The sequence below is a fragment of the Brevibacillus sp. MCWH genome (assembly GCF_013096935.1).
Classification (GTDB): domain Bacteria; phylum Bacillota; class Bacilli; order Brevibacillales; family Brevibacillaceae; genus Brevibacillus; species Brevibacillus aydinogluensis.
The window spans coordinates 1-24,343 of sequence record NZ_SDLF01000023.1 but is presented as its reverse complement, the minus strand read 5'-3'; the positions used below and the strand labels follow the sequence as shown (position 1 = coordinate 24,343).

21 protein-coding genes are annotated in these 24,343 nt (G+C 56.6%); 1 reads left to right on the top strand and 20 read right to left on the bottom strand.

Annotated features, from left to right (window positions below; genetic code table 11):
- Nucleotides 1-60 precede the first annotated feature (60 nt).
- The 19 genes from ETC00_RS16790 to ETC00_RS16700 all read right to left on the bottom strand — a co-directional run bounded on the left by ETC00_RS16790 (nucleotide 61) and on the right by ETC00_RS16700 (nucleotide 21,458).
- A complete protein-coding gene (locus ETC00_RS16790) occupies nucleotides 61-1,395 on the bottom strand; it encodes an HD-GYP domain-containing protein (protein ID WP_171567279.1) in 1,335 nt (444 codons plus the stop codon).
- Nucleotides 1,373-1,927 carry a DUF5317 domain-containing protein gene (locus tag ETC00_RS16785; protein ID WP_171567278.1) on the bottom strand — a complete coding sequence of 185 codons (555 nt, stop codon included), beginning with the start codon at nucleotides 1,925-1,927 and terminating at the stop codon, nucleotides 1,373-1,375. Before ETC00_RS16785 ends, ETC00_RS16790 begins: the two co-directional genes overlap by 23 nt.
- A 440-nt stretch (nucleotides 1,928-2,367) precedes the next feature.
- Nucleotides 2,368-3,339 carry an ornithine carbamoyltransferase gene (argF, locus tag ETC00_RS16780; protein ID WP_171567277.1) on the bottom strand — a complete coding sequence of 324 codons (972 nt, stop codon included), beginning with the start codon at nucleotides 3,337-3,339 and terminating at the stop codon, nucleotides 2,368-2,370.
- The gene (gene carB / locus ETC00_RS16775; RefSeq protein ID WP_171567276.1) at nucleotides 3,284-6,520 is read right to left on the bottom strand and encodes a carbamoyl-phosphate synthase (glutamine-hydrolyzing) large subunit; all 3,237 of its coding nucleotides are present in this window, start codon (nucleotides 6,518-6,520) and stop codon (nucleotides 3,284-3,286) included. Before carB ends, argF begins: the two co-directional genes overlap by 56 nt.
- Complete coding sequence (locus ETC00_RS16770) at nucleotides 6,513-7,619, bottom strand: carbamoyl phosphate synthase small subunit (RefSeq protein ID WP_171567275.1); 1,107 nt, start codon at nucleotides 7,617-7,619, stop codon at nucleotides 6,513-6,515. The genes carB and ETC00_RS16770 overlap by 8 nt, the downstream gene beginning before the upstream one ends.
- 247 nt (nucleotides 7,620-7,866) lie before the next feature.
- Nucleotides 7,867-9,048 (bottom strand): aspartate aminotransferase family protein, encoded by a 1,182-nt coding sequence (locus ETC00_RS16765; protein WP_171567274.1) that lies wholly within the window; start codon nucleotides 9,046-9,048, stop codon nucleotides 7,867-7,869.
- 61 nt (nucleotides 9,049-9,109) lie between these two features.
- On the bottom strand, nucleotides 9,110-9,910 hold the full coding sequence (argB, locus tag ETC00_RS16760) for an acetylglutamate kinase (RefSeq protein ID WP_171567273.1): 801 nt from the start codon (nucleotides 9,908-9,910) through the stop codon (nucleotides 9,110-9,112).
- Nucleotides 9,911-9,923: 13 nt separating this feature from the next.
- On the bottom strand, nucleotides 9,924-10,964 hold the full coding sequence (gene argC, locus ETC00_RS16755) for an N-acetyl-gamma-glutamyl-phosphate reductase (RefSeq protein ID WP_171567272.1): 1,041 nt from the start codon (nucleotides 10,962-10,964) through the stop codon (nucleotides 9,924-9,926).
- A gap of 186 nt (nucleotides 10,965-11,150) precedes the next feature.
- On the bottom strand, nucleotides 11,151-11,510 hold the full coding sequence (gene cccB, locus ETC00_RS16750) for a cytochrome c551 (RefSeq protein WP_171567271.1): 360 nt from the start codon (nucleotides 11,508-11,510) through the stop codon (nucleotides 11,151-11,153).
- An 83-nt stretch (nucleotides 11,511-11,593) separates the two neighbouring features.
- Nucleotides 11,594-11,863 (bottom strand): YciI family protein, encoded by a 270-nt coding sequence (locus tag ETC00_RS16745; RefSeq protein ID WP_171567270.1) that lies wholly within the window; start codon nucleotides 11,861-11,863, stop codon nucleotides 11,594-11,596.
- A 256-nt stretch (nucleotides 11,864-12,119) separates the two neighbouring features.
- A protein-coding gene (gene prfB / locus ETC00_RS16740) for a peptide chain release factor 2 (RefSeq protein ID WP_171567269.1) occupies nucleotides 12,120-13,233 on the bottom strand; the annotation gives its coding sequence in 2 pieces (ribosomal slippage) (nucleotides 12,120-13,151 and nucleotides 13,153-13,233; 1,113 coding nt in all).
- A gap of 96 nt (nucleotides 13,234-13,329) precedes the next feature.
- Nucleotides 13,330-13,848 (bottom strand): hypothetical protein, encoded by a 519-nt coding sequence (locus ETC00_RS16735; protein ID WP_171567268.1) that lies wholly within the window; start codon nucleotides 13,846-13,848, stop codon nucleotides 13,330-13,332.
- Nucleotides 13,849-14,104: 256 nt separating this feature from the next.
- A complete protein-coding gene (gene secA2, locus ETC00_RS16730) occupies nucleotides 14,105-16,615 on the bottom strand; it encodes an accessory Sec system translocase SecA2 (protein ID WP_171567267.1) in 2,511 nt (836 codons plus the stop codon).
- 225 nt (nucleotides 16,616-16,840) lie between these two features.
- Complete coding sequence (gene hpf, locus ETC00_RS16725; protein ID WP_171567266.1) at nucleotides 16,841-17,395, bottom strand: ribosome hibernation-promoting factor, HPF/YfiA family; 555 nt, start codon at nucleotides 17,393-17,395, stop codon at nucleotides 16,841-16,843.
- A gap of 310 nt (nucleotides 17,396-17,705) precedes the next feature.
- The gene (locus ETC00_RS16720) at nucleotides 17,706-17,903 is read right to left on the bottom strand and encodes a cold shock domain-containing protein (protein ID WP_171567265.1); all 198 of its coding nucleotides are present in this window, start codon (nucleotides 17,901-17,903) and stop codon (nucleotides 17,706-17,708) included.
- Nucleotides 17,904-17,997: 94 nt separating this feature from the next.
- Nucleotides 17,998-18,672, bottom strand: a complete 675-nt coding sequence (locus ETC00_RS16715; RefSeq protein ID WP_171567308.1) for an amino acid ABC transporter permease — start codon at nucleotides 18,670-18,672, stop codon at nucleotides 17,998-18,000.
- A gap of 89 nt (nucleotides 18,673-18,761) precedes the next feature.
- Complete coding sequence (locus tag ETC00_RS16710; protein WP_171567264.1) at nucleotides 18,762-19,571, bottom strand: basic amino acid ABC transporter substrate-binding protein; 810 nt, start codon at nucleotides 19,569-19,571, stop codon at nucleotides 18,762-18,764.
- 299 nt (nucleotides 19,572-19,870) lie between these two features.
- Nucleotides 19,871-20,656, bottom strand: a complete 786-nt coding sequence (locus tag ETC00_RS16705; RefSeq protein ID WP_171567263.1) for an OmpA/MotB family protein — start codon at nucleotides 20,654-20,656, stop codon at nucleotides 19,871-19,873.
- A complete protein-coding gene (locus ETC00_RS16700) occupies nucleotides 20,649-21,458 on the bottom strand; it encodes a motility protein A (RefSeq protein ID WP_171567262.1) in 810 nt (269 codons plus the stop codon). The genes ETC00_RS16705 and ETC00_RS16700 overlap by 8 nt, the downstream gene beginning before the upstream one ends.
- 196 nt (nucleotides 21,459-21,654) lie before the next feature.
- Between ETC00_RS16700 and ETC00_RS16695 the strand changes: the two genes are divergently transcribed.
- On the top strand, nucleotides 21,655-21,828 hold the full coding sequence (locus ETC00_RS16695) for a putative motility protein (RefSeq protein WP_446479950.1): 174 nt from the start codon (nucleotides 21,655-21,657) through the stop codon (nucleotides 21,826-21,828).
- 115 nt (nucleotides 21,829-21,943) lie between these two features.
- Here the strand turns inward: ETC00_RS16695 and ETC00_RS16690 are convergent, their stop codons facing one another.
- Entirely contained in the window at nucleotides 21,944-24,127 is a 2,184-nt protein-coding gene (locus tag ETC00_RS16690) for an IPT/TIG domain-containing protein (protein ID WP_171567260.1), read from the bottom strand.
- Nucleotides 24,128-24,343: the final 216 nt, after the last annotated feature.

The following is a 24,343-nucleotide window of genomic DNA, read 5'->3' as shown; positions in this document are numbered from 1 at the left end:
AATCCCCGTCTCGTCCGAGCACCGGGGCCTTGCTGATGAAAAAGTAAACAGGAGGCTACCCTATCGGGCCACCTCCTGCAGATGCCGCTGCGGCTGCGCGTTCTGCCGTATAATCGTTTCCAATTCATCGCGGGGCAACTCCCTGATGATGCGAATGAAATGATAGGCCAGTTCGGCGTCGAACTGCGTCCCCGCCCCGCGGCTGATCTCCTGCAGGGCCTCCTCCACCGGCAGTCCTTTGCGGTACGGCCTGTCCGCCACCATCGCGTCGAAGGCGTCAGAGATGGCCAGAATGCGGGCCATCAGCGGAATCTCTTCGCCAGCCAATCCGTCCGGATAACCCTTGCCGTCGATTCGCTCATGGTGCGAACGGATGGCCGGCAGCAGTTCGTGAAACATGCCCGCCTGCAGGATGATATCATATCCAATCACCGTGTGCTGCTTGATCTTGTCGTACTCCTCCGGTGTTAATTTTCCACGTTTGTTGAGAATCTGATCCTCAATGCCGATTTTGCCGATGTCGTGCAAAATCCCGCCAAAATACACCTCCGCCGCCTTCTCCTCCGACAGCCCGATCGCCCGGGCAATCTCCCGTCCCCAGTGAGCCACCCGCTGGGAATGGCCGCTCGTGTAATGGTCACGGGCATCGATGGAAGCAGCCATGGCGGTGAGGAACTTGTGATTGAAGGATTTGATCTCGTCCATTTTTTGAGCGAGTTTGTGAATGCTTTCATAATATTGCCGTAAGACGATACTAATAATGACAAAAGCCGCTACCAAAGGGATGAGTGCAAGTACTCCGTAGTGATCAACCAGTCTTGCTCCCATACCCCCTATTATCAAAAGCATAATGTAGGTAGCGGAACCGCGTGTCAACATGTTTTTCACAGCAGTCGTCCAGAGAACACCGCTGTAGAAAGCGATCAAAATGGCACATAGCAGAGTGTTTACAAGCCAATATGCAAGGATCAGCAACAGGTCGGAAATCGCCCAAGGAACATGAAGTGCTTGCAAGCAGGTATGCACCCAGCCAACAATCCAGACCGTCGACAGCATTTGACCCGCGTTGGCCATTGTACGAGCAACGGAAGATCGAAACAAGAACCCAAGGATGATAACCTCCAGCAAACAAGACCAAACGGCTACCCATTCTCCCCACAGTAAAAGGCCCGACAGGATCACGGCATTATTAAGCGTTAACGTCGCATCAGGCGTCCGGAACGGAGCAAACGAACAGATAATGGTAAGCAGTGTAAAAGCAACCAAAACAGGCAAGTGGCTTTTTGGCTCCCAATACGGCAGCGCCAACAAGACCATGAAAATAACTACCGCAGGAAAAACTGCATGGATAATCAGACGCTGCAACAGTTTATCACCTTGAGTGTTTACCTGCATAATTTTTTCCTTCTCTCAGCCTTATTAAAGATACCGGCTTACTCATAAGTCGCTGCACTAATAAGAAGGCTCCCAACATGATGAACAGATCACCGATGCTGATCACTCGAGGAATAATGAGAGGCTTGTAGATGGTGTCCGCTAGAAAAGGCAGGTTTGTATCCACAGTTAACGCAATGTGTTTGAAGTCTGTCCCATTCACCAGCGCATCAATGGGGTAAGACAATCGCTGCGCCTGCTCCAGATCAACCGGCATTTTCCCCATGTTCGCCCAAATGACCAACGCGTTTAACAACCAGCCAATCATGAATACACGCATATCCTCATGCTGACGGTTACTAAAGAAGAAATACAGCACAAACACATAGGATATGCTGACCAGCCACCCCGACCACTGGGGAACAAACTGTGACATGATTTGCAATCCAATACTGGCAATGAGACTCCACAATGCTGCAAACTTTGGCAACTCTTTTATCCGGCCGCCTCGGAAAAATCCAATCGCAAAAGAAAGAGCGACGACATCAAGCATGTAAGCCCCTCCCAACACAGTGAAAAAACACCACTAAAAAGCGGTGTTTTTCCGCGAACAACGCTATTATGTCTATTACCAAGACGTCCAGTTTGCAGAAGTTGCAGCAACAATACCGGCTACCAGCAGGACAGCAACGAACCATTTTTTCATTCCCATTCCCCCCCTTTTCCATAGTGGAGAAAGCTGGTTTCGCTACTTGGGAAGACACAGGCCAAGCGACCACATACAGCCTGTGCCCGGCTTTCCTCTTTCCGTTCGAAAAGAGGGCGGATTCGCTACTGGCTCCGTACAGACCAAGCGACCAAATACAGTCTGTACCTCATCGCGCTTCCTACCTATATTTTACACGTTGATGACAAATTTCGGCAATGATAGATTCATAGTCTATTAGCTTCAATTTCCTGCTGGTAAGAAATTCCTATTACTCTCTGACAACATTACAACAAGGTTGCCAAGACTGCCTTCTGCGCGTGGAGACGATTTTCCGCCTGGTCAAAGATGACGGAGTGGGGACCGTCAATCACGCCGGACGACACTTCTTCTCCGCGGTGCGCAGGCAGGCAGTGCATGAACAGGTAAGCGGGATCGGCGTGTTGGACAAGCTGCTCGTTTACCTGATAGGATGCAAAATCCTTGAGGCGCTGCTCGTTTTCCGCTTCAAAGCCCATGCTGGTCCACACATCCGTGTAGATGACGTCGGCGCCGTGCACCGCTTCGACGGGATCGTGCGTGACGACCACCTGGCCGCCGCTGGCCTGTGCGTACGCGACAGCCTTGTTCACGATGGCTCCGTCCATCTCGTAGCCCGGCGGCGTGGCGACGCGCACGTCCAGACCCAGCAGTGCTGCCGCCAGCACGAGCGAGTTGGCGACGTTGTTGCCATCGCCCACATAGGCCAGTTTGACGCCCTGCAGTGTTCCCTTGTGCTCCCAGATCGTCAGCATGTCGGCCAGCGCCTGACACGGATGGAACTGGTCGGTCAGGCCGTTGATGATCGGAATGCTGGCGTGTTCGGCCAGCTCCTCCACCCTTGTGTGGGAAAACGTGCGGATCATGATGGCGTCGACGTAGCGGGACATCACCTTGGCCGTATCGCTGATCGGCTCGCCGCGTCCGAGCTGCAGTTCCTTGCCGCTCAAAAACATGCTCATGCCACCCAATTGGTACATGCCTACTTCAAAGGAAACGCGGGTGCGCGTCGACGATTTGTCGAAAATCATCCCCAGTGTCTTCCCATTGAGCGGTTGATACGGGTGACCGCTTTTTTGCCGCTGTTTGAGCTCGGCAGCAAACTGCAGGAGCCAGGTCAACTCTTCTGCGCTAAATTCATCGACGCGAAGCAAATCTTTTCCTTTACAACTGGCCAATTGCTCGCTTGCAAAGTGACCCAATATCTTCACAGGCTGCATGCCCTTCACCTCTATTCTCCGTAATGGATTCCACGTACAGCGCAAACGTCTCTACAGCAGTAAACAGCGGGACTCCCTGCTGGACCAGCCGGCTCCGCAGGGTAAAGCCGCTGCGTCCCCGCCGGTTCCCCTTGGTGGCAGTGATGAGCGAAAAAGCTACGACTTCCCTCTGCAGCAGCGCGGCCAGATCCTGTTCGTCCGCGACCACGTGCGTAACGGTAAAGCCGATTGCCCCCAGCCAGGCTGCCGTTCCCGCTGTGGCCGCCCAGACTGCGCCCTGTTCCTGCAGCTTCCGAATGACGGGCAGCACGCCGTCCGTCTTATCGGCATCGGCCAGGGAGAGGAAGCAGATCTGCCCCCTTTGCCACGGGCGGTGCACGCTGTCTTTAAAGGCTAACGCCTTGCGCGCCGCTTCCGGGAAGGAACGGCCCAGCCCCAGCACTTCCCCGGTCGATTTCATCTCCGGTCCCAGGGCCGGATCGACGCCGCTCAATTTCACGGTGGAAAAGACGGGTGCCTTGACGACGGCGAACGGAATGTCCGGCAGCAGCCCTGTCCCATAGCCCATGCCGGCCAGTTTTTCACCCAGTTGGGCGCGCACGGCCAGCTCCACCATGGGGATGCCGGTCACTTTGCTGGTAATCGGCACGGTCCGCGACGCGCGCGGGTTTACTTCCAGGACGTAGACCGTCTCGTCGTGAATCACGAACTGAATGTTGATCAGACCGACCGCCCCCATCTCGCGGGCGATCGCCTCTGTGTACCGTGCGATCGTCTGTTTGACACTATCGGACAGATCCGGCGCCGGGAAAAGCGCCACGCTGTCGCCCGAGTGGATGCCCGCTTTCTCCACATGCTGAAAAATGCCTGGGATGAGCACGGACTCGCCATCGCACACAGCGTCCACTTCTGCTTCCCGGCCGGGAACGAATTTGTCCACCAGGAGCGGGAAAAAGACCTGGCTGTCAGGGTGGTTGAGCCACTCCGCGATCGTGGCCGACAGCTCCTCGACGTTATGGGCGACCACCATGCCCTGACCGCCGATCACGTAGGACGGGCGCAGCAGCACCGGATAGCCGATCGCTGCCGCCACCTCGGCCGCTTCTTCCAGGGAAGACACCCCTTTGCCCGGGATGTGCGGTATCTCCAGCTTGCGCAGCATCGCGTAGAACCGTTCACGATCCTCCGCCCGTTCGATCGCATCCAGCGACGTGCCGAGCACGGTCAGGCCGGCCGCAGCCAGCTTGGCCGCCAGGTTGATCGCCGTCTGGCCACCGAACTGGACCATGACGCCATCCACACCCTCACGCTCTGCCACGTGCAGCACGTCCTCCACGTGCAGCGGCTCAAAATACAGATGGTTGGCCGTCTCGTAATCGGTGCTGACCGTCTCCGGGTTGTTGTTGACGACGACAGCGGCGATGCCCTTGGCCTGGAGCGCCTTGGCCGCGTGAACGGAGCAGTAGTCAAACTCGATCCCCTGTCCGATGCGGATCGGGCCGGAGCCGAGCACCAGCACTTTGCGCCCGGTCAGCTCCTCTACTTCGTCGTCCCCCTGCCAATCGGAGTAATAGTACGGCGTCTGCGCGTCAAACTCGGCCGCGCAGGTGTCCACGATCTTGTACGACGGCCGGATGCCGGCCTGATCCCGCAGCGCTTTGACTTCGGCCGTCGTGCTTCCGATCAGGGCGGCAATCGTCTCGTCCGCAAATCCGCGCCGCTTTGCTTCCGCCAGCAGCTCGGGGGTCAGCGTATCGCTCTGGGCCAACTGCTGCTCCAGCGCCACGATCCGGCCCACGCTGCGCAGGAAAAACGGATCGATGCCAGTCAGGGCGTGCAATTCGTCCTCGCTGAACCCTTGGCGGATCGCCTCAGCCAGTGCAAACAGGCGGACATCGGTCGCATCCCGCAGCAGCCCCGCCAGCTCGTCCCGGCTGCATGCAGCCAGCTCCGGACGGACGAGGTGGGTGCAGCCCTGCTCCAGCGAGCGGACCGCCTTGAGCAACGCCGCTTCCAGGTTGCGGGCAATCGACATCACTTCGCCGGTCGCCTTCATCTGCGTGCCCAACTGACGGTCGGCCAGCGGAAATTTGTCAAACGGCCAGCGAGGAATTTTCACCACGACGTAATCCAGCGTCGGCTCAAAGCTGGCGTATGTGTAACCGGTAATCGGGTTGAGCACTTCGTCCAGGTTGTAGCCCAGCGCCAGCTTGGCGGCGATCCGGGCGATCGGATAGCCCGTCGCTTTGGAAGCCAGCGCGCTGGAGCGGCTCACCCGCGGGTTCACTTCGATCAGATAGTAGCGATCCGACTTCGGATCAAGCGCAAACTGGATGTTGCAGCCGCCGACTACACCCAGCGCGCGGATGACCTTGGTGGAGACGCTGCGCAGCATCTGGTACTGCCGGTCGGTCAGCGTCTGCGACGGGGCGACGACGATGCTGTCCCCCGTGTGGATGCCCACCGGGTCCAGATTTTCCATGTTACAAACGATGATGCAGGTATCGTTCGCGTCCCGCATCACTTCATATTCGATTTCCTTCCAGCCCTTGACGCTGCGCTCGATCAGCACCTGGCCGATCGGGCTGGCGGCGATGCCTTGGGCCGCCACCGTACGCAGTGACTGTTCGTCTTCGGCGATGCCGCCCCCGGCGCCCCCCAGTGTATAGGCGGGGCGCACGATGACCGGATACCCGATTGAATCGGCAAACGCGACGGCCGCTTCCACCGACTCCACGGTCGTGCTCTCAGGCACCGGTTCGCCGATTTGCTTCATCAACTGCTTGAACAGCTCCCGGTCTTCCCCGTTCTGGATGGCGGACAGCGGCGTGCCCAACAGTTCCACCCCGTATTGGGCGAGCACTCCCGCTTCGGCCAGGGCGACCGCCAGATTGAGCCCTGTCTGACCGCCCAGGGTGGGCAGGAGACCGTCGGGCCGCTCTTTGGCGATGATCGCCGTCAGGGACTCTACCGTGAGCGGCTCCAGATACACTTTGTCAGCTACGTGTTCGTCCGTCATGATCGTGGCCGGGTTGTTGTTCACCAACACGACCTGCACCCCGGCTTCTTTCAACGAGAGGCAGGCCTGCGCCCCGGCGTAGTCAAATTCCGCCGCCTGGCCGATGACAATCGGCCCCGACCCGATGACCAATACTTTGTGAATGTGCGGCAATTTAGGCATATCTCTTCGCTCCCACTACGCGCATCGACTGCAGGAATTGGTAAAAAACGTGCGTTGTGTCGTTTGGACCCGGATGCGCTTCCGGGTGAAACTGTACGCTCATGATCGGCAGAGAGGTGTGGCTCAGCCCTTCCACCGACCGGTCGTTGACATTGCGGTACGTCACGGTCAACAGCCGTTTGTCCAGGGTTTCTTCCCTCACCACGTACCCGTGGTTTTGCGAGGTCATGTAGACTTTCCCGGTGGCCAGTTCCTTGACCGGATGATTGCTCCCCCGGTGTCCGTAAGTCAGCTTTTCCGTCTTGGCGCCAAACATCAGCGCCAGCACCTGGTGTCCCAGGCAGATGCCCAGCGTCGGATACTGTTCCGCCGCCTTCCGCCACTCGCCGCAGTAGGCGAGCAGGTCGGCCGGGTCGCCGGGCCCGTTGGAAAAGAGCAGGCCGTCCGGCTGCAGCGCCTGAATCTGTGAAAACGGGGTGTCAAACGGCACAACCGTCACGCGGCAGCCAAGTTCCAACAGCGATTCCAAAATCGACTGTTTCATGCCCAGATCGATGATCACCACGTGTTCCTGATTCCCGGGGTAGCGCTGAATGTGACGGCTGGAGACGTCGGCGACCAGCGATTTTTTCCGATGCGCGGAGCCAAGCGCCGCCACCTCCTCCACGCTCAACGGCCGGTCAGCAATCGCACCGTACAGCGGACCCGACTGACGCACCCGCTTGGTGATCGTCCGCGTATCGATCCCGGCCAGGATCGGGAAGCCAAACGCCTCCGCAGCTTCCGCCAGCGTGCGGCGGGATTGGTAGTGGCTCGGCGCACTGCACAGCTCGCTGACGACCATTCCCGCCAGGGCGGGCTTTGCCGCTTCGTAATCGGTGTCGTTTATCCCGTAATTACCGATCAGCGGATACGTAAAGGTGACGATCTGCCCCGCAAAGGACGGATCGGTCATCACTTCCTGGTATCCCGTCATCCCTGTATGAAAAACCACTTCGCCATATCCTGTGAGCGGAGCGCCGTACAGCGTCCCGGCAAATACTTCTCCGCTCTCCAGTGTCAAATATCCCGGGCCCAACCCTTTTCTCTCACCATTCATCTATGAAAGCCACTCCTCTCCAAAGGGCACTCTCTCACGAAAATTTATGCAACGTCATGTATTAATATACATTTTGAATTATAAAAATGCAACGAGTTTTTTCAACGGGATCTGAAAGCCGCGTTCCGACTCGCTGCATGGATGTGCCCGATTCCCCTGCATCAGCGGCCAAGCCGGGTCACACTGCCGTTCCGCTCACACTGCCTTTCCCTGTCGGCCGTGTCCCCGGCATTGGAGCGCTTTTTTCTTACAAGTTCTCCACCGCCTCGCCGATCACCTCGATCACCCGGTTCACTTCTTCCTCAGTTGTGACAAACGAGGGCAGCAGGCGGACGACCTGAGGACCGGCCAGCAGGACGAGTACGCCTTTTTCGCGGGCGTAATCGACGATGGACGACGCCGGCACCGTCACTTCCACGCCCAAGAGCAGTCCTTTGCCGCGCACGGCCAATACTTTGCCGGGATATTCTGCCCGCAATTTTTCCAGTCCGCTTACCAGATGCCGATGCAGGATGCCTACGCGGTTCAGCACGTTCTCCTCTTCCATCGTCTCCAGCGTGGCGATGGCAGCGGTCATCGCCAGCGGGTTGCCGCCAAATGTGGTGCCGTGGGTGCCGGGGGCAAACGCCTCGGCCGCCGCTTCGGTCGCCACCACCGCGCCGATCGGGAACCCATTGCCCAGCGCTTTGGCCAGCGAGATCACGTCCGGCTTGATCCCGTACTGCTGGAAGGCAAACCAGGTGCCCGTGCGTCCAATGCCGGTCTGGATTTCATCGATCAGCAGCAGCAGACCGTGTTCGTCGCACAGTTGGCGCAATCCCTTTACAAACGGCTCCTCTGCCGGATGTACGCCCCCTTCCCCCTGCACCAGTTCGAGCATGATGGCGCAGGTCTTCTCCGTAACGGCGGCGCGCACCGCTTCCAAATCGTTGTAGGGCACGGTGACAAACCCGTCCGGCAGGGGGCCGAATCCGTCTTTCACCTTGTCCTGCCCCGTGGCTGTCAGGGTAGCCAGCGTTCGCCCGTGGAACGACTGCTGAAACGTAATGATCTCATATCGTCCGGTGCCTTGCACTTTTTGGGCGTAACGCCGGGCCAGCTTGATCATTCCCTCGTTGGCTTCCGCGCCGCTGTTGCAGAAAAACGCGCGGTCGAGGCCGGACAGGCCGCACAGCTTCTGTGCCAGTACCTCCTGCTGGGGAACGTGCATCAGATTGGAGCAGTGCCACAACGTGTCCAGCTGTTCGTGCAGCCGTTTCGTCACTTTGGGGTGTACGTGTCCCAGCGAGGTGACGGCGATTCCCGAGACAAAGTCGAGATACTCGTTGCCCTGATCGTCCCAAACGCGGTTTCCCTCTCCCTTGACCAGCCGGATCGGCCATTTTGAATAAGTATTCATCAAATGCATAGGGGCAGCCATTGTGCTCATGTTACAATGCCTCCTTGTTTACGCTCCTTAATAGGGGGGAGTGCTGTACGCGGTGTCCACATTACGCGCCTTTGGGGACGCCTGCCTGGATCACGGTTCCCGCCGATTGCCCGGCGCATACCGACCGCAATTCCTCCGCCGTTCCCCGGCAGATGACGACCCGGGGCACGCCTTGCGAGAGGGCGTCCAGCGCGGCCTGTACTTTCGGAATCATCCCGCCGGTAATCACCCCGTCGGCAATCATCTGGCCGATCTCTTCCGCGTCCGTCTGTGCCACCAGCGTCTTGGTGCCGTCCTGACCGGGGCGCAGGATGCCCGGCACGTCGGTCACCATTACCAGACGCTCCGCCGCCAGGGCGGCAGCGATCGCCCCCGCCGCCACGTCTGCATTTACGTTGTACGTCTCCGCGCCGTCTGCGCTTACGGCCAACGGCGCAATCACCGGCACGTAGCCGCGTTCGAGGATGGCGGTCGGAATGGATGTGTCCACCCCTTTCACCTCGCCGACCTGGCCAAGCGGTTTTGCCGTCCGCTCTGCCGTCAGCATTGCGCCGTCAATCCCGCTGACGCCCCACGCCCTGGCTCCCGCCTGAGTCAGCCTGCGAACCAGCCGCTTGTTGATCTGTCCGCACAATACCATCTCCACCACCTGCAGCGTCTCTTCGCAGGTGACGCGCAATCCGTCCACAAACGCGGGCGTAATGGACAGTTTCTCCAGCATGCCGTTGATTGCCGGACCGCCGCCGTGCACGATCACAATCTGCCGTCCGGCCTGCTGCAGTTCGGCGATCGCCTGGAAAAACGCGTCGGGCAGCTGATCCATGGTGCTGCCTCCGCACTTGATGACCACTGCGTCTTGCATGTCACATCCTCCTCTACGGAAACAGCGGCACCAGTGGCAATCCTGTCGCCTCCGGCCAGCCGAACATCAGGTTCATGTTTTGGACTGCCTGACCTGCCGCTCCTTTGACCATGTTGTCGATCACGGAAAGCACGATGACCCGCCCCGTCCGCTCATCCACATGGACGGAGATATCGCAATAGTTCGAACCGTACACCTCTTTGGTCCGCGGATGGCTCCCCGGTTTTCGCAGCCTTACAAATGGCTTGCCTTCATACGCCGACCGGTAGAGCTGATGCACCTCGTCTGTTGTCACCGCCCGCTCCAACTGTCCGTAGGCAGTGACGAGTATTCCCCGCGTCATCGGCACCAGATGGGGCGTAAACTGGACCACATGCTCCACGCCGCCCTTTTTGCTCAACTCTTGTTCAATCTCCGGCGTGTGCTGATGCTGGGCCACCTTGTACGCATGAATGCTGTCGTTGATCTCGCTGAAATGAACGCCCAGGGAGACGCCGCGACCTGCTCCCGACACCCCTGACTTGGCATCTACAATCCAACTGCGGGGGTTGACCCAGCCGCTTTGTGCCAACGGAATCAGCGCCAAGAGCGCCGCCGTCGGATAGCAGCCCGGATTGGCCACCAACTGTGCGCCGGCCACCTGCGCCGCGTTCCACTCCGCCAGGCCGTACACCGCCCGATCCAGCCACTCACCGGGAGCGGGCTCCCGTTTGTACCACTGCCGGTACACCTCCCCGCTCTCCAGGCGAAAATCGCCCGACAAATCGATCACCCTGGCGCCGCGCTTGAGCAGTTCCGGCGACAGTTCCGCGCTGACGCCGGCCGGCGTGGCCAGAAACACCACGTCGTTTGCGGCGCTCATTTGCTCCGCGTCTATCGCCGACAGCTGGGGCAAGGAAACATGCTGCACATGGGGAAGAACGCTGTCCAGCGCTTCTCCCTCCGCCGAACTGGAATACAGATTAGCCACCTGCACGTGGGGATGGCCGGCAAGCAGACGGATCAACTCCACCCCGCTGTAACCGGTCGCCCCGACAATCCCGACCCGAATCATGGTTCTCTCCCTCTTTTGCATTTTTATACATGAATCATAATAAAAATTCAATCGAATGGCAACCCTTCTCCCCAAAAATCAAGCCCCTGCTTGCAGCTTCCGCCTTCTGCCCCGCAGCCGACGCTCCTTGTATCCGTTGTCAAAAAAGAAAACGCCCGGCGATTTGCCGGACGCTTTACGTACCTGCTATTTCTTGTCGGCCAGCCAGGACGCGACGTTTTCAGCATCATCGTTCTTGACCAGTCCGCCTGGCATGCCGCCCTTCCCGTTCTTGAGGATTTCCAGGATTTGTTCCCGGGTGTATTTGCCGCCTACCTGTGTCAGGTTGGGGCCGACTGCCCCCTCAAGATTTTGACCGTGGCAGCTTGCACAGTTGTTTTTATACAACGTTTCAGCTGCCGCAGCATCGTAATTGCCCGATGGAGCGGGTGATTCCGTATCGGGTTGCTGCCCGGCGGGCGGTTCTGCTTGATTGCCGCCAGAAGCACAGGCACCTGCGAAGAATACGAGCGCGATGAAAAGGATGGCAAACGGGAAACGCTTCATGCTGTTCCCTCCTTTGTATGAGTATTCTTCGCTAAGTATTCCTCCGCTCGAAACAAATCATTCTTCCGCTCCGGAGAATCCGTCTAGGTCAGCGGAAATTCCAGCGGGCTCCACTCCCGCAGTTCCAGCGTTCGGGCGCCCTCCTTCACGACCGGATCGGCTTCTGCCAGAAGGCGCGCTTCCTCGGGTGATTCCGCTTTGTAGATGACCATTCCGCCTCGCTTGTCCGTAAACGGTCCGGCCATGACCACTTTCCCCTGCTTGTACAGGTCATTGAGGTAGCTCAGGTGGGCCGGGCGAAACTTGGTGTTCAATTCCTGGTCAACAATCGTCAGTATGGCAACGTACAGCATGACGTCCTCTCCTTTGACAAACAGTATGTTACTGGAAGTATAGCACAATTTCGACAACTGATTCGATCGTTTCATCCAACTGCCCCAGACACAAATCAGGCTCTCGCCGATGCTCCGTCGCCTAGACCTTGTGGTCAAACGAGGAGAGATCAGCGAGAGCCTGTGTTTTCTAGGATTCATCCGTGTTTGCGACGGCAGAACCGATTACCGCCGTACCGGACAGTCCGTTATTGATTAGCATACCGCCGCTTGTCGCCTATCGCTTGATTTGCGAACGCATATAGGCGTCGATAAACGGATCAATCTCCCCGTCCATTACCGCCTGTACATTGCCGACCTCCACGTTGGTGCGGTGGTCTTTCACCAGGCTGTACGGGTGGAAGACGTACGAACGGATCTGGCTTCCCCAGGCGATGTCTTTCTGCTCGCCCTGGATGGCCTGCAGCGTTTTTTCCTGCTCTTCCCGCTTCAGCTCAAACAGACGGGCTGCCAGCATTTTCATCGCTCGTTCCCGGTTTTTGATCTGGGAACGCTCCGACTGGCAGGTGACGACGATCCCCGTCGGCAGGTGCGTGATGCGAACGGCGGAATCAGTCGTGTTGATGTGCTGACCGCCGGCGCCGCTGGAGCGGTAGGTATCGATTTTCAAGTCCTCGGAACGAATCTCCACATCGGTGTCTTCTTCAATCTCCGGCAGCACGTTGCAGGAGACAAACGAGGTGTGGCGTCGGCCCGAGGCGTCAAACGGGGAAATCCGCACGAGGCGGTGCACCCCTTTTTCCGATTTCAGGTAACCGTAGGCGTTGTGCCCCTTGATCAGCAGGGTGACGCTCTTGATGCCGGCCTCGTCGCCCGGCAGGTAGTCCAGCGTCTCCACCTTGAACCCTTTGGACTCCGCCCAGCGGGTGTACATGCGCAGCAGCATCGACGCCCAATCCTGGGACTCGGTGCCGCCCGCGCCCGGGTGCAGTTCCAGAATCGCGTTGTTCTTGTCGTATTGGTCGCTGAGCAGCAGCTCCAGCTCAAAGCTCTCAAATTCTTTTTTCAGCGCCTGGACACTCTCGTACAAGTCCTGGATCATCGATTCGTCGCCTTCTTCGATGACCAGTTCCAGCATTACCTGCAGGTCCTCGTACTGGGCGTCCAGTTTGGCCATGGTTTCCACCAGGCCTTTGAGCGCATTCAATTCGCTGATGGTTTTTTGTGCGGCCTCGTTGTTATCCCAGAAGTCGGGAGCGAGCATCCGCTCTTCCAGTTCGCCGATACGTTCCTGTTTCGCAGGGAGGTCAAAGAGACCCCCTGATATCCGCTAATCGCTTAGCCATGCTGGACATCTCTTGCTTGACGTCCGCAATATCGATCAATGCCATGTGCGAATCACCTTCTCTTCCTTGTGCTATGTTACATTGTACCGCAAATTGGCGGATTCGCAACCGGACAGCATCGATTCGGGCACAGCAGAAGCATCAGCACAGCGTTAGCGGCTCAGACGCAGGTGGGGAGGGTGCCGATCGGATGTCCTGCGGTGTGTTTCCCATGTCCCCTGCATATGCCTGTACGAGCACTTCTCCAATGAACGGCACCGCCCACCTGGCCGCTGCTTCCTGGTGGAGTTCCGCCTGTGGCGCTTGTCTTCCTGCAACCTCACTCCCCGCTGCACCGCTGTGTCGGTCGTGCGTCCCGATTCGGGCGACACCCGCTCCGTCCGGTATGACGCATCCGGCCGGCGCCGCTTTTGACCAATTGGGCTCGGGAATTTCTCGCGTCAGCCTTTCATCGAGATAGACGACGTCCCTCGCGGCAAACACCACCTCCAGCTCTCTCTCGCCCTCGTCGGGTTCCGGCTTGTCCATATGTATCGGCCGGTCGGCAAGCAAATAGGCCGGTTTCTGCTGGTGACCTGCCTGTACCGCATCCAGCGTGGCCGCAATACGCTCCAACATTAATTTTGCTTGTATGCCCATCACGTTACTCGACGTTCTCATGGTTCATTCCCCCGCCTCTCGTGTGATTGATTTCCAGTGCAAGTTGGTGTACTTACGATTGTATTCATTTTGCCTGGTTTTTCCACGAGAATCGTTCGATGCCTTTTTCCAGTGTTAGACAAAACCGCCAAGTCTCTTCCGCCAGTCGCACCAAAAACGGGCGAATGCTGTCTAGCCTAAGGGAGACGGGGAGAAAAAAAACTGCTCCTCCCGACACGGGAAGAGCAGTTTTGCAAGCTGCGTACTTTATAGGTTTTTAATGGCCTCGCTTCATCTGGCGGCGGCGCTCCTGTTCTTCCGCGCGGCGCTGGGCGCGGTTTTTCGGTTCCGCCTCACTCGCGGGGCGCTCCGATGGACCGGACGTTTGCAGCTGGGCCGGATCGACCGCCTGTCCGCGCACCACTTCCTGACGCTCCAGATTTTGGCTGACCTCCGCCTTCATGATGTACATCGCCACTTCTTCCTCGATGGCGGCAATCATGTTCTGGAACATCTGGTATCCTTCAAACTGGTACTCGCGCAGCGGATCGTTTTGGCCGTACGCGCGCAGGTGAATGCCCTGACGCAGCTGCTCCATCGCGTCGATGTGGTCCATCCACTTGCTGTCCACGGCACGCAGCACGACCACTTTCTCAAACTCGTTCATCAACTCGCCGATTTCCGCTTTGCGCTTCTCAAACTGCTTCGCCACTTCTTCTTTCAACAGCTCGGCAATTTCCTCGGCCTCTTTGCCCTTCAGCATGGAGACAGTAATCGTCTCGTTGTGCAGGAAGGTGTTGTTGGCCACTTCAACCAGTCCTTGCAGGTTCCAGTCTTCGGGCACCTCTTCCTGCGGGCAGTAGGCCTCCACGTTGCGGTCGACGACGCTGTAAATCATCTTGAGCACAACTTCGTCCAGATTGTCCTGCTCCAGGATCTCGCGGCGCTGCTTGTAGATGACGGCGCGCTGCTGGTTCATCACGTCGTCGTACTGGAGCACCACTTTCCGCGCGTCGAAGTTGGCCCCCTCCACCCGTTTCTGGGCGGACTCGACGGCACGCGTCACCAGACGGCTCTCGATCGGCATGTCTTCCTCCATGCCGAGGCGTTCCATCATGTTCATGATGTTGTCCGCACCAAAGCGGCGCATCAGCTCATCCTGCAGGGAGAGGAAGAACTGGGAGGAACCCGGGTCCCCCTGACGACCGGCACGGCCGCGCAACTGGTTGTCAATCCGACGGCTCTCATGCCGCTCGGTGCCGATGATGTGCAGGCCGCCCAGCTCCGCCACGCCTTCACCCAACTGGATGTCGGTACCGCGGCCCGCCATGTTGGTGGCGATGGTGACAGCACCGTACTGGCCGGCACGGGCGACGATCTCCGCCTCGCGAGCGTGGTGCTTGGCGTTCAGGACGTTGTGCGGCACGCCTTTTTGCTTCAGCATTTGCGAAAGGCGCTCCGAGTTTTCGATCGAGATGGTCCCGACAAGCACGGGCTGCCCCTTCTTGTGCCGCTCGACGATGTCGTTGACGACGGCGCGGTACTTGGCCGCTTCCGTTTTGTAGATCAGGTCGGGCAGGTCTTTGCGGATGACCGGCTTGTTGGTCGGAATTACCACGACGTCCAGACCGTAAATTTTCTTGAACTCTTCTTCCTCTGTCTTGGCCGTACCGGTCATGCCGGACAGCTTCTCGTACATCCGGAAGTAGTTTTGCAGCGTGATCGTCGCCAGCGTCATGCTTTCGCTCTGGACGCGCAGTCCTTCCTTCGCCTCGATCGCCTGGTGCAGACCATCGCTGTAGCGGCGGCCCACCATCAGACGGCCGGTGAATTCGTCGACGATCACCACTTCGCCGTCCTGCACCACGTAATCCACGTCCCGTTTGAACAGGACTTGCGCTTTGAGCGCAATGTTGATATGGTGGTTCAGGGTCATGTGGGCGGTGTCGTACAGGTTCTCGATGTTGAACGCCTGCTCCACCTTGGCCACACCCTCGTCGGTCAGGGTGACGATTTTCAGCTTTTCATCAACGGTGAAGTCCTTTTCCGGCTCCAGCCGCTTTACAAAATGAGCACAGATGTAGTACAGCTCCGTGGAACGGTTGGCCGCCCCGGAGATGATCAGCGGCGTCCGCGCTTCGTCGATGAGGATGCTGTCCACCTCGTCGATGATGGCAAAGAACAGAGGGCGCTGCACCATTTGTTCCTTGTAGAGCACCATGTTGTCACGCAGGTAGTCAAAGCCGAATTCATTGTTGGTGCCGTACGTGATGTCGCAGTTGTAGGCGGCCCGTTTTTCCTCGGCGCTCATCCCGGCCTTGTTCAAACCGACGGACAGACCGAGGAAGTTGTACAGCTTGCCCATGATGGTCGCATCGCGCTCCGCCAGGTATTCGTTGACGGTAACCACGTGCACGCCCTTGCCCAGGAGCGCGTTCAGGTACGTCGCCAGCGTCGCCACGAGCGTCTTCCCTTCACCGGTCTTCATCTCGGCGATGCGGCCTTCCTGCAGCACCATACCGCCGATCAACTGTACGTCAAAATGGCGCATGCCGAGAACGCGCTTGGAGGCCTCACGCACCACGGCAAACGCTTCGTTGAGTATATCGTCCAGCGTCTCTCCTTGAGCCAGGCGGTTTTTGAACTCCGTCGTCTTCTCCCGCAGTTGCTCGTCGGTCAACGCCGAAATGCTCGGTTCCAGCGCGTTGATCTTTTCCACGCGTTTAAACATCTTTTTGATTTCGCGTTCGTTGCTGTCGCCAAATATCTTCTTTACGAGTCCTAACATAAGGACACCCCTTCCTAATGGCAAAGCTACTTCCAACTACCTTTCTTGTGCAGCCATCTCCAGGTCCCTGCAGGGGAGTCTTCTCCCACACGTTCCTAGCGAAAAAAGAATTTCTACTATTTATGTTCTCTAAAAAGCTATTTTATCAAATTACAACATGTGGATACAAGTAAAGGGGAGTTGCCAGAAGAAAGCAACTCCCCTTGGAGTTTATTTTTTGTCTCGTCATTTCGGCTCGATCAGCCCGTAGCGTCCGTCGTTGCGGCGGTACACCACGTTGACGTTATTGGTCTCACTGTTTTGAAAGACGAAAAAGTTGTGACCCAGCATATCCATTTGCAGGACCGCTTCATACGCATCCATCGGTTTCAAATCAAACCGTTTGGTGCGAACGATGTCGATCTCCACGTCATCTTCTTCGTCCTCAGTCAAGACAGCGATGGATTCATTATCACGAAGGAGGGCTTTATTATTGGTATCAACGCGCAGCTTACGCATCAGTTTGGTTTTATGTTTACGGATTTGACGTTCCAGCTTTTCGGCCACCAGGTCGATGGCAGCGTACATGTCTTCATGGGTTTCTTCCGCCCGGATAATCACTCCGCCCAGCGGAATGGTTACCTCGATGGTGGCTTCGTTCCGCAGTACCCTCAAGGTGACTTGCGCTTCAGCAGGCTGCGGAGTTTCAAAGTATTTTTCAAGACGGCCGACTTTCTTTACCACATACTCACGAAGTGCTGCGGTGACTTCCATGTTTTCTCCACGAATATTAAATTTCATGGTTCCAACCTCCTTCCGTCTTTACCTATGTTTATTCCGTACACATCGATAAAATCCTCCCTGCCGGCTTCAAAAAACCTTTACAAATCTTTTACATTACGACAAACCCCGACAAAGTTTTCTTCCAACAATTTCTAATAAGAAGGACGAACCGATGCGCCCGCTGGTCCGCCGCGGCGACGACTATCTCGATCTGCGGCAGCACCGCACCCTGCACATACAGTCCATTATCGCGTAACAATAAATAATCCCCCTGTCCTTGAACCAGGGGGATTCGCTTTCCCGTCAGGTAAGCGTTTGCAATTGGCGATTAGCGCTTCACAACGTTAGCCGCCTGCGGGCCGCGGTCGCCGTCAACGATGTCAAACTCGACGGATTCGCCTTCTTCCAGCGTCCGGAAACCGTCAGCTTGGATCGCCGTGTAATGCACGAATACGTCGCCGCCGTCCTCCCGCTCAATAAATCCGTACCCCTTTTCTGCGTTGAACCACTTTACCTTGCCATGCATCGAATAAAACAACCCTTTCTGTTGTAAAAACTTGGGATTGGCCATCCCTTGTGAATGACTATATCACCCGGAGAGACCAGAGTCAAATTCCCCCTTATTTGGGGGAATATTTCTTCTCCAGTCCCCTCACGACGACCCGCGACAGGAACAGGGTGAGCACCAGGTACACAGCCGCCTCTGTCAGGTACGGGGGATACCGCTCAAAAGTGTTTTTGGCCACGTTCATCGCCGCGTAGTTGAGCTCCGGGGTGGCGATGACCGCCGTCAGCGAAGAATCCTTCAACAGGGCGATAAACTCGTTGCCCAGCGCCGGCAGCATGCGGGTAAACGCTTGCGGAATGATGATCAGCCGCATTGCCATGCCCTTGGTCATGCCGAGCGAACGGGCCGCTTCCATCTGCCCCGGATCAATGGACTGAATGCCCGCGCGGAAAATTTCCGCGATATAGGCGGCGGCGTTCAGAGACAGGGCGATAAAGCCGGAGTAGATCGCTTCCGGGCTGCTTTCTCCCGGAAAAAAGGCTTCCCAGATTGAAGGAATGACGGCAAAGTGGATCAACAGGATCTGCACCAGCATCGGTGTGCCGCGAAACACCTCCACGTAAACCGCACTGGGAATGCGCAGCAGCTTGTTTTTCGACAGCTTCCCCAGACAGAGAAACAGTCCCAGCAAGGTCCCGACCACCGTCGCGACGGTGGTGAGCAGGATGGTGTTCACGATCCCGCGCAGAAACAGCTCCCGGTACTCGTAGATGACACTCCAATCCAGAGGGATTCCTCCTTTCACATGATGCGTTCCGCCGGATGGAAACAGCAACGGGTACGCCAGTGGACGACGTACCCGGCCGGTTGCGCTGTTTACTCGTTACCGAAGTACTGGTTGTAGATTTCCTGCAATTTTCCGTTTTCCTTAATCTTTTTCAGGCCCTCGTTGATCTTGTTCAACAGCTCTGTATTGCCCTTTTTCACAATGATGCCGTAATACTCTTTTTCAAAGGAATCGTCCTTGATCATCTTGAACTTCTTGTCCTTGAATTTCTTGACGTAGTACTTGATCATGCCGTCGTCGCCCACTACGGCGTCGACCCGTCCGTTGTAAAAGTCGTCGATCGCGGACGGCATGTCGTCGTAGCCTTTCAGCCCTTCATAGGTGTTTCCGAACGCCTTTTGCACGACAAATTCGCCCGTCGTCGCCGCCTGCACGCCGATCTTCTTGCCTTTCAGGTCGGCCAGCTTGGTGACCGGAGAGTTCTCCGGAACGAGGATCAACTGGTTGGCTTCAAAATAGGGTTCAGAAAAGTCGTACTTTTGCTTGCGGTCCTCGCGAATCGTGATCGACGAAATCCCGATATCCACGGTCCCCCTGTCCAGTCCGTCAAAGAGCGGGTCCCAACCGGTGTTTTTCCATTCGATCTTGAACCCGGCGGCTTCCGCGATAGCATTCATCACGTCGATGTCGTGACCGCTGATCTTGTCCGCCTCCATCATCTGAAACGGCGGATACGCCGCGTCGGTACCGACCACGTACACTTTTTCCGCCGCACCGCCGCCTCCCGAGGAACCGCTGCCGCTTGCCGCCGGCTTGTCACCCGTACCACAGGCGGATACCAGCAGACCGACCCCAACCGTCAGCACCAGCGACATCAACCATTTGTTTCCGCGCCTCATGTTTGAATAACCCCCTTGTCTGTATCTCTCTGCTTTGCTTTTCCCCAGCGCTGTCCACATCGAGATAACGGTCGCTTCGCGTTCTCCACAAAGTTGTCCACATTATCCACAGACGGTTGTGCACAAGCTGGGAATAACTCACCCCGCCCTGCGTCCCTGCTGCCCTCGGCGTCAGGGACAGGCAGGAAACAAGGTTCGTTCCAAAAAAAGAAAGAAGGATTCCTGTCAGAAATAGTTCTCTCTGATACACGGGAATCCTTCCAGAAAAAGTATTTTTATTGACAGAAAAATTTGAACTGTTATTCCTTTTCCACCAGGATGAGCAAGTCCACGCGGTTGTTGCGGGGGCCGTTCCCCGCGTTGGCCTTGTCCACCAGCGTGGCGTGTTCGCCCCAACCCGCCACGGTAAAGCGGGAGGCCGGCAGACCGTGGATGTTCACCAGTTCGCGCATCACCGCAATAGCCCGCGCCGACGACAGCTCCCAGTTGGAGCGGTACGGGCTTTGGGCAGCAGGGGTATCGTCCGTGCAGCCTTCGATCCGGACGCGGTACGAAAAGCGCTTCAAGACCCGCGCCACGACGTCCACGACCTGTTTTCCCTCGTCCTTCAGATCGGCGGAGCCGCTGCCGAACAGGATCGTTTCCGGCAGGCGCACCCGCAGCCCGTCCCCGGTCTCTTCGAAGTCGACATGCTTCGCCTGCAGCACGGAGGCGAGCTGCGTCCGGATGGTCTCCATGTCGCGCTTTGCCGCATCGGCTGCCGCTGACGTCGCATCCGGGCGGGGAGGGCTCTCTTCCGCGCTTTTCCCCTCCACTGCAGCTCCCAACGCTTCCCGCCTGGCTTCCAGTTGGTGAATCTCCCGCTCCAGCTCCAGCTTTTGCAGATTCAGCAGGTCGAGGCTTTCGTGCACCTGTTTCAAGCTGGCCTGCTGCCGCTCCACTTCGTCCATCTGCACCTTGATCTTGGCCGCGTGGGCCGCCGCAATGATCACGACGATCACAAACAGCAGGGTAAACAAGTCGCTGTAGCTGATCAGCCAGCTCTTTTCCAGTTCCTTTTCGTCGTACAGCCGGTCGTCATGCATGGCGATCCTGCCTTTCGATCGTTCCTCTGACGCTGCCCGGCTGCTTGATCAACACCAGCTTGCGGTCCCCGGGCAGGAACGAATTCAGTTTTTCAAACAGCAGACGCGGCGTCTCCATCCGCTGTAGCCCGACACACCCTTCGATGTACAGCCGCTTTTCGAACATCTCCTGGTCGTGGATGTCCATCAGCCGGTAGTAGCACGGCAAGGCAATCAGGTTGGCCAGCAGCGCCCCGTACAGCGTCGCCACCACCGCCGAGCTGAGACTGTACCCGGTCGTGGTAAAGTCGGAAAGCGTCTTCAGCACCCCCGTCATCCCCACAAGCGTTCCCACCAGTCCCATGCCCGGCGCCAGCAGACTGATCAATCGGAAGAAGCCCGCCGCCTGCTGGTACCGATACTGTTCCCCTTTCAGCTCGTTTTCCAGTATCATGCGCAGTTCATCCTCCGGCACGCCTTCAATCGCCAGCAAGCTGCCGCGGCGGACGAACGCATCCTGCTCGTTCTCCAGTTCTTTTTCCAACGCCAGATGCCCCCGTTCCTTCTGCACCAAGGCATAGTAGTAGAATCGTTTGATCGTCTCTTCCACGTTTCCCTCCCGGCCATGCATCAGAAGCCGGATCAAGGAGCGCAGTTCCAGGTGCCTGCGCTTGATCGCATAGGCGATCAGCACGGCCAGCGCCACCAGCTCAATCGCCGTCATGTTCAGCAGATCGGCTGCGCTGCCGTTGAGGTAGATCGCGTGCACAAACATAAGCAAGACTGCTCCCACCAGCAGGAGCGAGCGATGTTTTGTCGACAAGAGGTGTCACCATCCCGTTGAAGTAGTTCTGTTACGTGTATCGGTTAATCGCCCGTGGTTGATGAATGATAGTGAAGCGATGGGTACGTGCGAGATGCTTTTTTTCTAATCCGACGCAAGCAAAATGCCGATACCTGAAATAGTTCCCCATGTTTGTCCCATGAACCTGTACGGAAGAAGGTGACCGATCGTGAACATGGTCCAATTGAAGCAAGCCATAGCCATCAGTCTGACGAAACAGGTGCAGTCCACCGCCCAGGCGCTGGCGTCTACAATGTTGGAGGACTTTGCCAAAACCCAGCAAACCATCCAGCAGGCGGCACAAGCTCCGCATCCGTCGCTGGGAAAAGTGCTTGACGTACGGGTTTAACCCGGGACATGGCAGGCTGTCGGACAGCCTGCTTGTTTTTTGTATACACGGAAAAAAGGCCGCTGATCAACAGTCAGCAGCCTTTTCCATCTACCATTTGCTTTAGTCTTTTGTATCAAGGGTTATAAATCGAAAAGCCGAAGTGATAAACATCACGGTCACTTACATTCTCTATTTTTCTGGCCAACGATGGTTGGGCAGCGTCGTATATGCCCTCATAGAATTCAATATTTACAATGTCGTAGTAATGTGTTGCCAGCGGCAAATAGTAGACGTGCTCTCCTTTTGCAGCCGGCAAGATCATCTGAAAGGCGAAGCGCCCGTTGTCGTCCGTGATGAACTCCATCTGTTTGACGGCTTCCGAATTGAGATGGCCAAGGAAACGGAAGGTCATCTTTTCATGGGGCAGCGGATTTCCGCTGTGGTCTGTAACAGTGCCTTCAAACGTTACCGGAACAAAATCATCCACCCGCCACTTGTCCCCGTAGCCATAGTTGATCGGGCCTCCCCCGCTTGGAGTAATGACATTGGTGATCTGAACGCTGCCTACATCTGCAGGCGTGTCCACGCGGTCATTTGGATCTGGCGTGCTGCGATACGTAAATGCGGATTTCAGTGTGTAGAATTGCCCATCCGGGTTGACAACCGTGATATCAACCGTACCCTCTGTATTTGCCACAGGAGCTTTTACTTTTACGTAACCGTCCGTATAGTAAGCCAGAATATCTGCCTGGATATCCCCGAAGAATACCTTGACATCCGGCTGCAGATATGCTCCCAGTACATATACCTCTTTTTCCTCTGTCAACAATCCACTGGATGGTGTCACACTTTTTACCTGTGGGGCAGAATCGGCCAAATAGGTATAGGCAGCGGTTAATGTTGCTTCTTTTCCGTCCGGATTTACTACTTTTACGTCAACGGTTCCTGGAGCATCGCCCGGCGGTGCTTTCACGTTTATTCGCTTGGTCCCGTAATAGGTGCTGAGTTGGGCTTCCTTCCCTCCCATGTATACTTTCAAACCTTCGACAAAGTCTTTCCCGTCAATGTAAATGAGTTCGCCACCCTCAAGCTTTCCGCTCGTGGGGTAAATCTTGGTGATCGCCGGTATCATCTCCGGCGGTGCCTGGTAGGTGTAAGCATTGGCCAACACCGCTTCTTTTCCGTCCGGATTTACCACTTTTACGTCAACGGTTCCCGGAGCATCTCCCGGCGGTGCCTTCACGTTGATTCGTTTCGGCCCGTAATAGGTGTATAATTGGGCTTCCTTCCCTCCCATGTATACTTTCAACCCTTCGACAAAGTCTTTTCCGTCGATGTAAATGAGTTCGCCACCCTCAAGCTTCCCGCTCGTCGGGGTAATCTTGGTGATCGCCGGTATCATCTCCGGCGGTGCTTGATAGGTATAAGCATTGGAAAGCACCGCTTCTTTTCCGTCCGGGTTCACCACTTTTACGTCAACGGTTCCCGGTGCATCTCCCGGCGGTGCCTTCACGTTTATTCGGGTCTTCCCGTAATAGGTGTTGAGTTGGGCTTCTTTCCCTCCCATGTATACTTTCAAACCTTCGACAAAGTCTTTTCCGTCGATGTAAATGAGTTCGCCACCCTCAAGCTTCCCGCTCGTCGGGGTAATCTTGGTGATCGCTGGTATCATCTCCGGCGGTGCCTGATAGGTATAAGCATTGGCCAACACCGCTTCTTTTCCGTCCGGGTTCACCACTTTTACGTCGACCGTTCCCGGTGCATCTCCCGGCGGTGCCTTCACGTTTATTCGGGTCTTCCCGTAATAGGTGTTGAGTTGGGCTTCCTTCCCTCCCATGTATACTTTCAAACCTTCGACAAAATCTTTCCCGTCAATGTAAATGAGTTCGCCACCCTCAAGCTTTCCGCTTGTCGGGTAAATCTTGGTGATCGCCGGTATCATCTCTGGCGGTGCCTGATAAGTGTAAGCATTGGACAGCACTGCCTCTGTTCCGTCCGGATTTACCACTTTTACGTCGACCGTTCCCGGTGCATCTCCCGGCGGCGCTTTCACGTTTATTCGCTTGGTTCCGTAATAGGTGTATAATTGGGCTTCCTTCCCTCCCATGTATACTTTCAATCCTTCGACAAAGTTGTTACCGTCAATGTAAATGAGTTCGCCACCCTCAAGCTTTCCGCTCGTCGGGTAAATTTTTGTAATCGAAGGAGCATCTGCCGCGTGTACTTGAAAAGATCCTACACCCGACAAAAGAAAAACTAAAATTAGAACAAGGAGTACCGAGATGTTTTTGGAAAGTGATCCATACATTTGCTTCATTTTTACACTCCTTCCAGAATGGTGATATATATAATTATCGGAACGATTATCATGGATTGTTACTGATACCACTTCATCAAATTTAATCCAATCGAGTAGGAGGGGGTGGTTAACCCCCGTCCTCTCACACCACCGTACGTACCGACCGGTATACGGCGGTTCACCAAGCTTGACGAAGTGTGAAATATCGCTGTATCAAACTCATCAGCCCTTGTT

Bases quoted from the DNA above. Each gene is read 5' to 3' on its own strand.
- ETC00_RS16790 (WP_171567279.1), bottom strand. From the start codon at position 1,395: ATGCAGGTAAACACTCAAGGTGATAAACTGTTGCAGCGTCTGATTATC.
- ETC00_RS16785 (WP_171567278.1), bottom strand. From the start codon at position 1,927: ATGCTTGATGTCGTCGCTCTTTCTTTTGCGATTGGATTTTTCCGAGGC.
- argF (WP_171567277.1), bottom strand. From the start codon at position 3,339: ATGCAGCCTGTGAAGATATTGGGTCACTTTGCAAGCGAGCAATTGGCC.
- carB (WP_171567276.1), bottom strand. From the start codon at position 6,520: ATGCCTAAATTGCCGCACATTCACAAAGTATTGGTCATCGGGTCGGGG.
- ETC00_RS16770 (WP_171567275.1), bottom strand. From the start codon at position 7,619: ATGAATGGTGAGAGAAAAGGGTTGGGCCCGGGATATTTGACACTGGAG.
- ETC00_RS16765 (WP_171567274.1), bottom strand. From the start codon at position 9,048: ATGAGCACAATGGCTGCCCCTATGCATTTGATGAATACTTATTCAAAA.
- argB (WP_171567273.1), bottom strand. From the start codon at position 9,910: ATGCAAGACGCAGTGGTCATCAAGTGCGGAGGCAGCACCATGGATCAG.
- argC (WP_171567272.1), bottom strand. From the start codon at position 10,964: ATGATTCGGGTCGGGATTGTCGGGGCGACCGGTTACAGCGGGGTGGAG.
- cccB (WP_171567271.1), bottom strand. From the start codon at position 11,510: ATGAAGCGTTTCCCGTTTGCCATCCTTTTCATCGCGCTCGTATTCTTC.
- ETC00_RS16745 (WP_171567270.1), bottom strand. From the start codon at position 11,863: ATGCTGTACGTTGCCATACTGACGATTGTTGACCAGGAATTGAACACC.
- ETC00_RS16735 (WP_171567268.1), bottom strand. From the start codon at position 13,848: ATGAGAACGTCGAGTAACGTGATGGGCATACAAGCAAAATTAATGTTG.
- secA2 (WP_171567267.1), bottom strand. From the start codon at position 16,615: ATGTTAGGACTCGTAAAGAAGATATTTGGCGACAGCAACGAACGCGAA.
- hpf (WP_171567266.1), bottom strand. From the start codon at position 17,395: ATGAAATTTAATATTCGTGGAGAAAACATGGAAGTCACCGCAGCACTT.
- ETC00_RS16720 (WP_171567265.1), bottom strand. From the start codon at position 17,903: ATGCATGGCAAGGTAAAGTGGTTCAACGCAGAAAAGGGGTACGGATTT.
- ETC00_RS16710 (WP_171567264.1), bottom strand. From the start codon at position 19,571: ATGAGGCGCGGAAACAAATGGTTGATGTCGCTGGTGCTGACGGTTGGG.
- ETC00_RS16705 (WP_171567263.1), bottom strand. From the start codon at position 20,656: ATGCATGACGACCGGCTGTACGACGAAAAGGAACTGGAAAAGAGCTGG.
- ETC00_RS16695 (WP_446479950.1), top strand. From the start codon at position 21,655: ATGGTCCAATTGAAGCAAGCCATAGCCATCAGTCTGACGAAACAGGTG.
- ETC00_RS16690 (WP_171567260.1), bottom strand. From the start codon at position 24,127: ATGAAGCAAATGTATGGATCACTTTCCAAAAACATCTCGGTACTCCTT.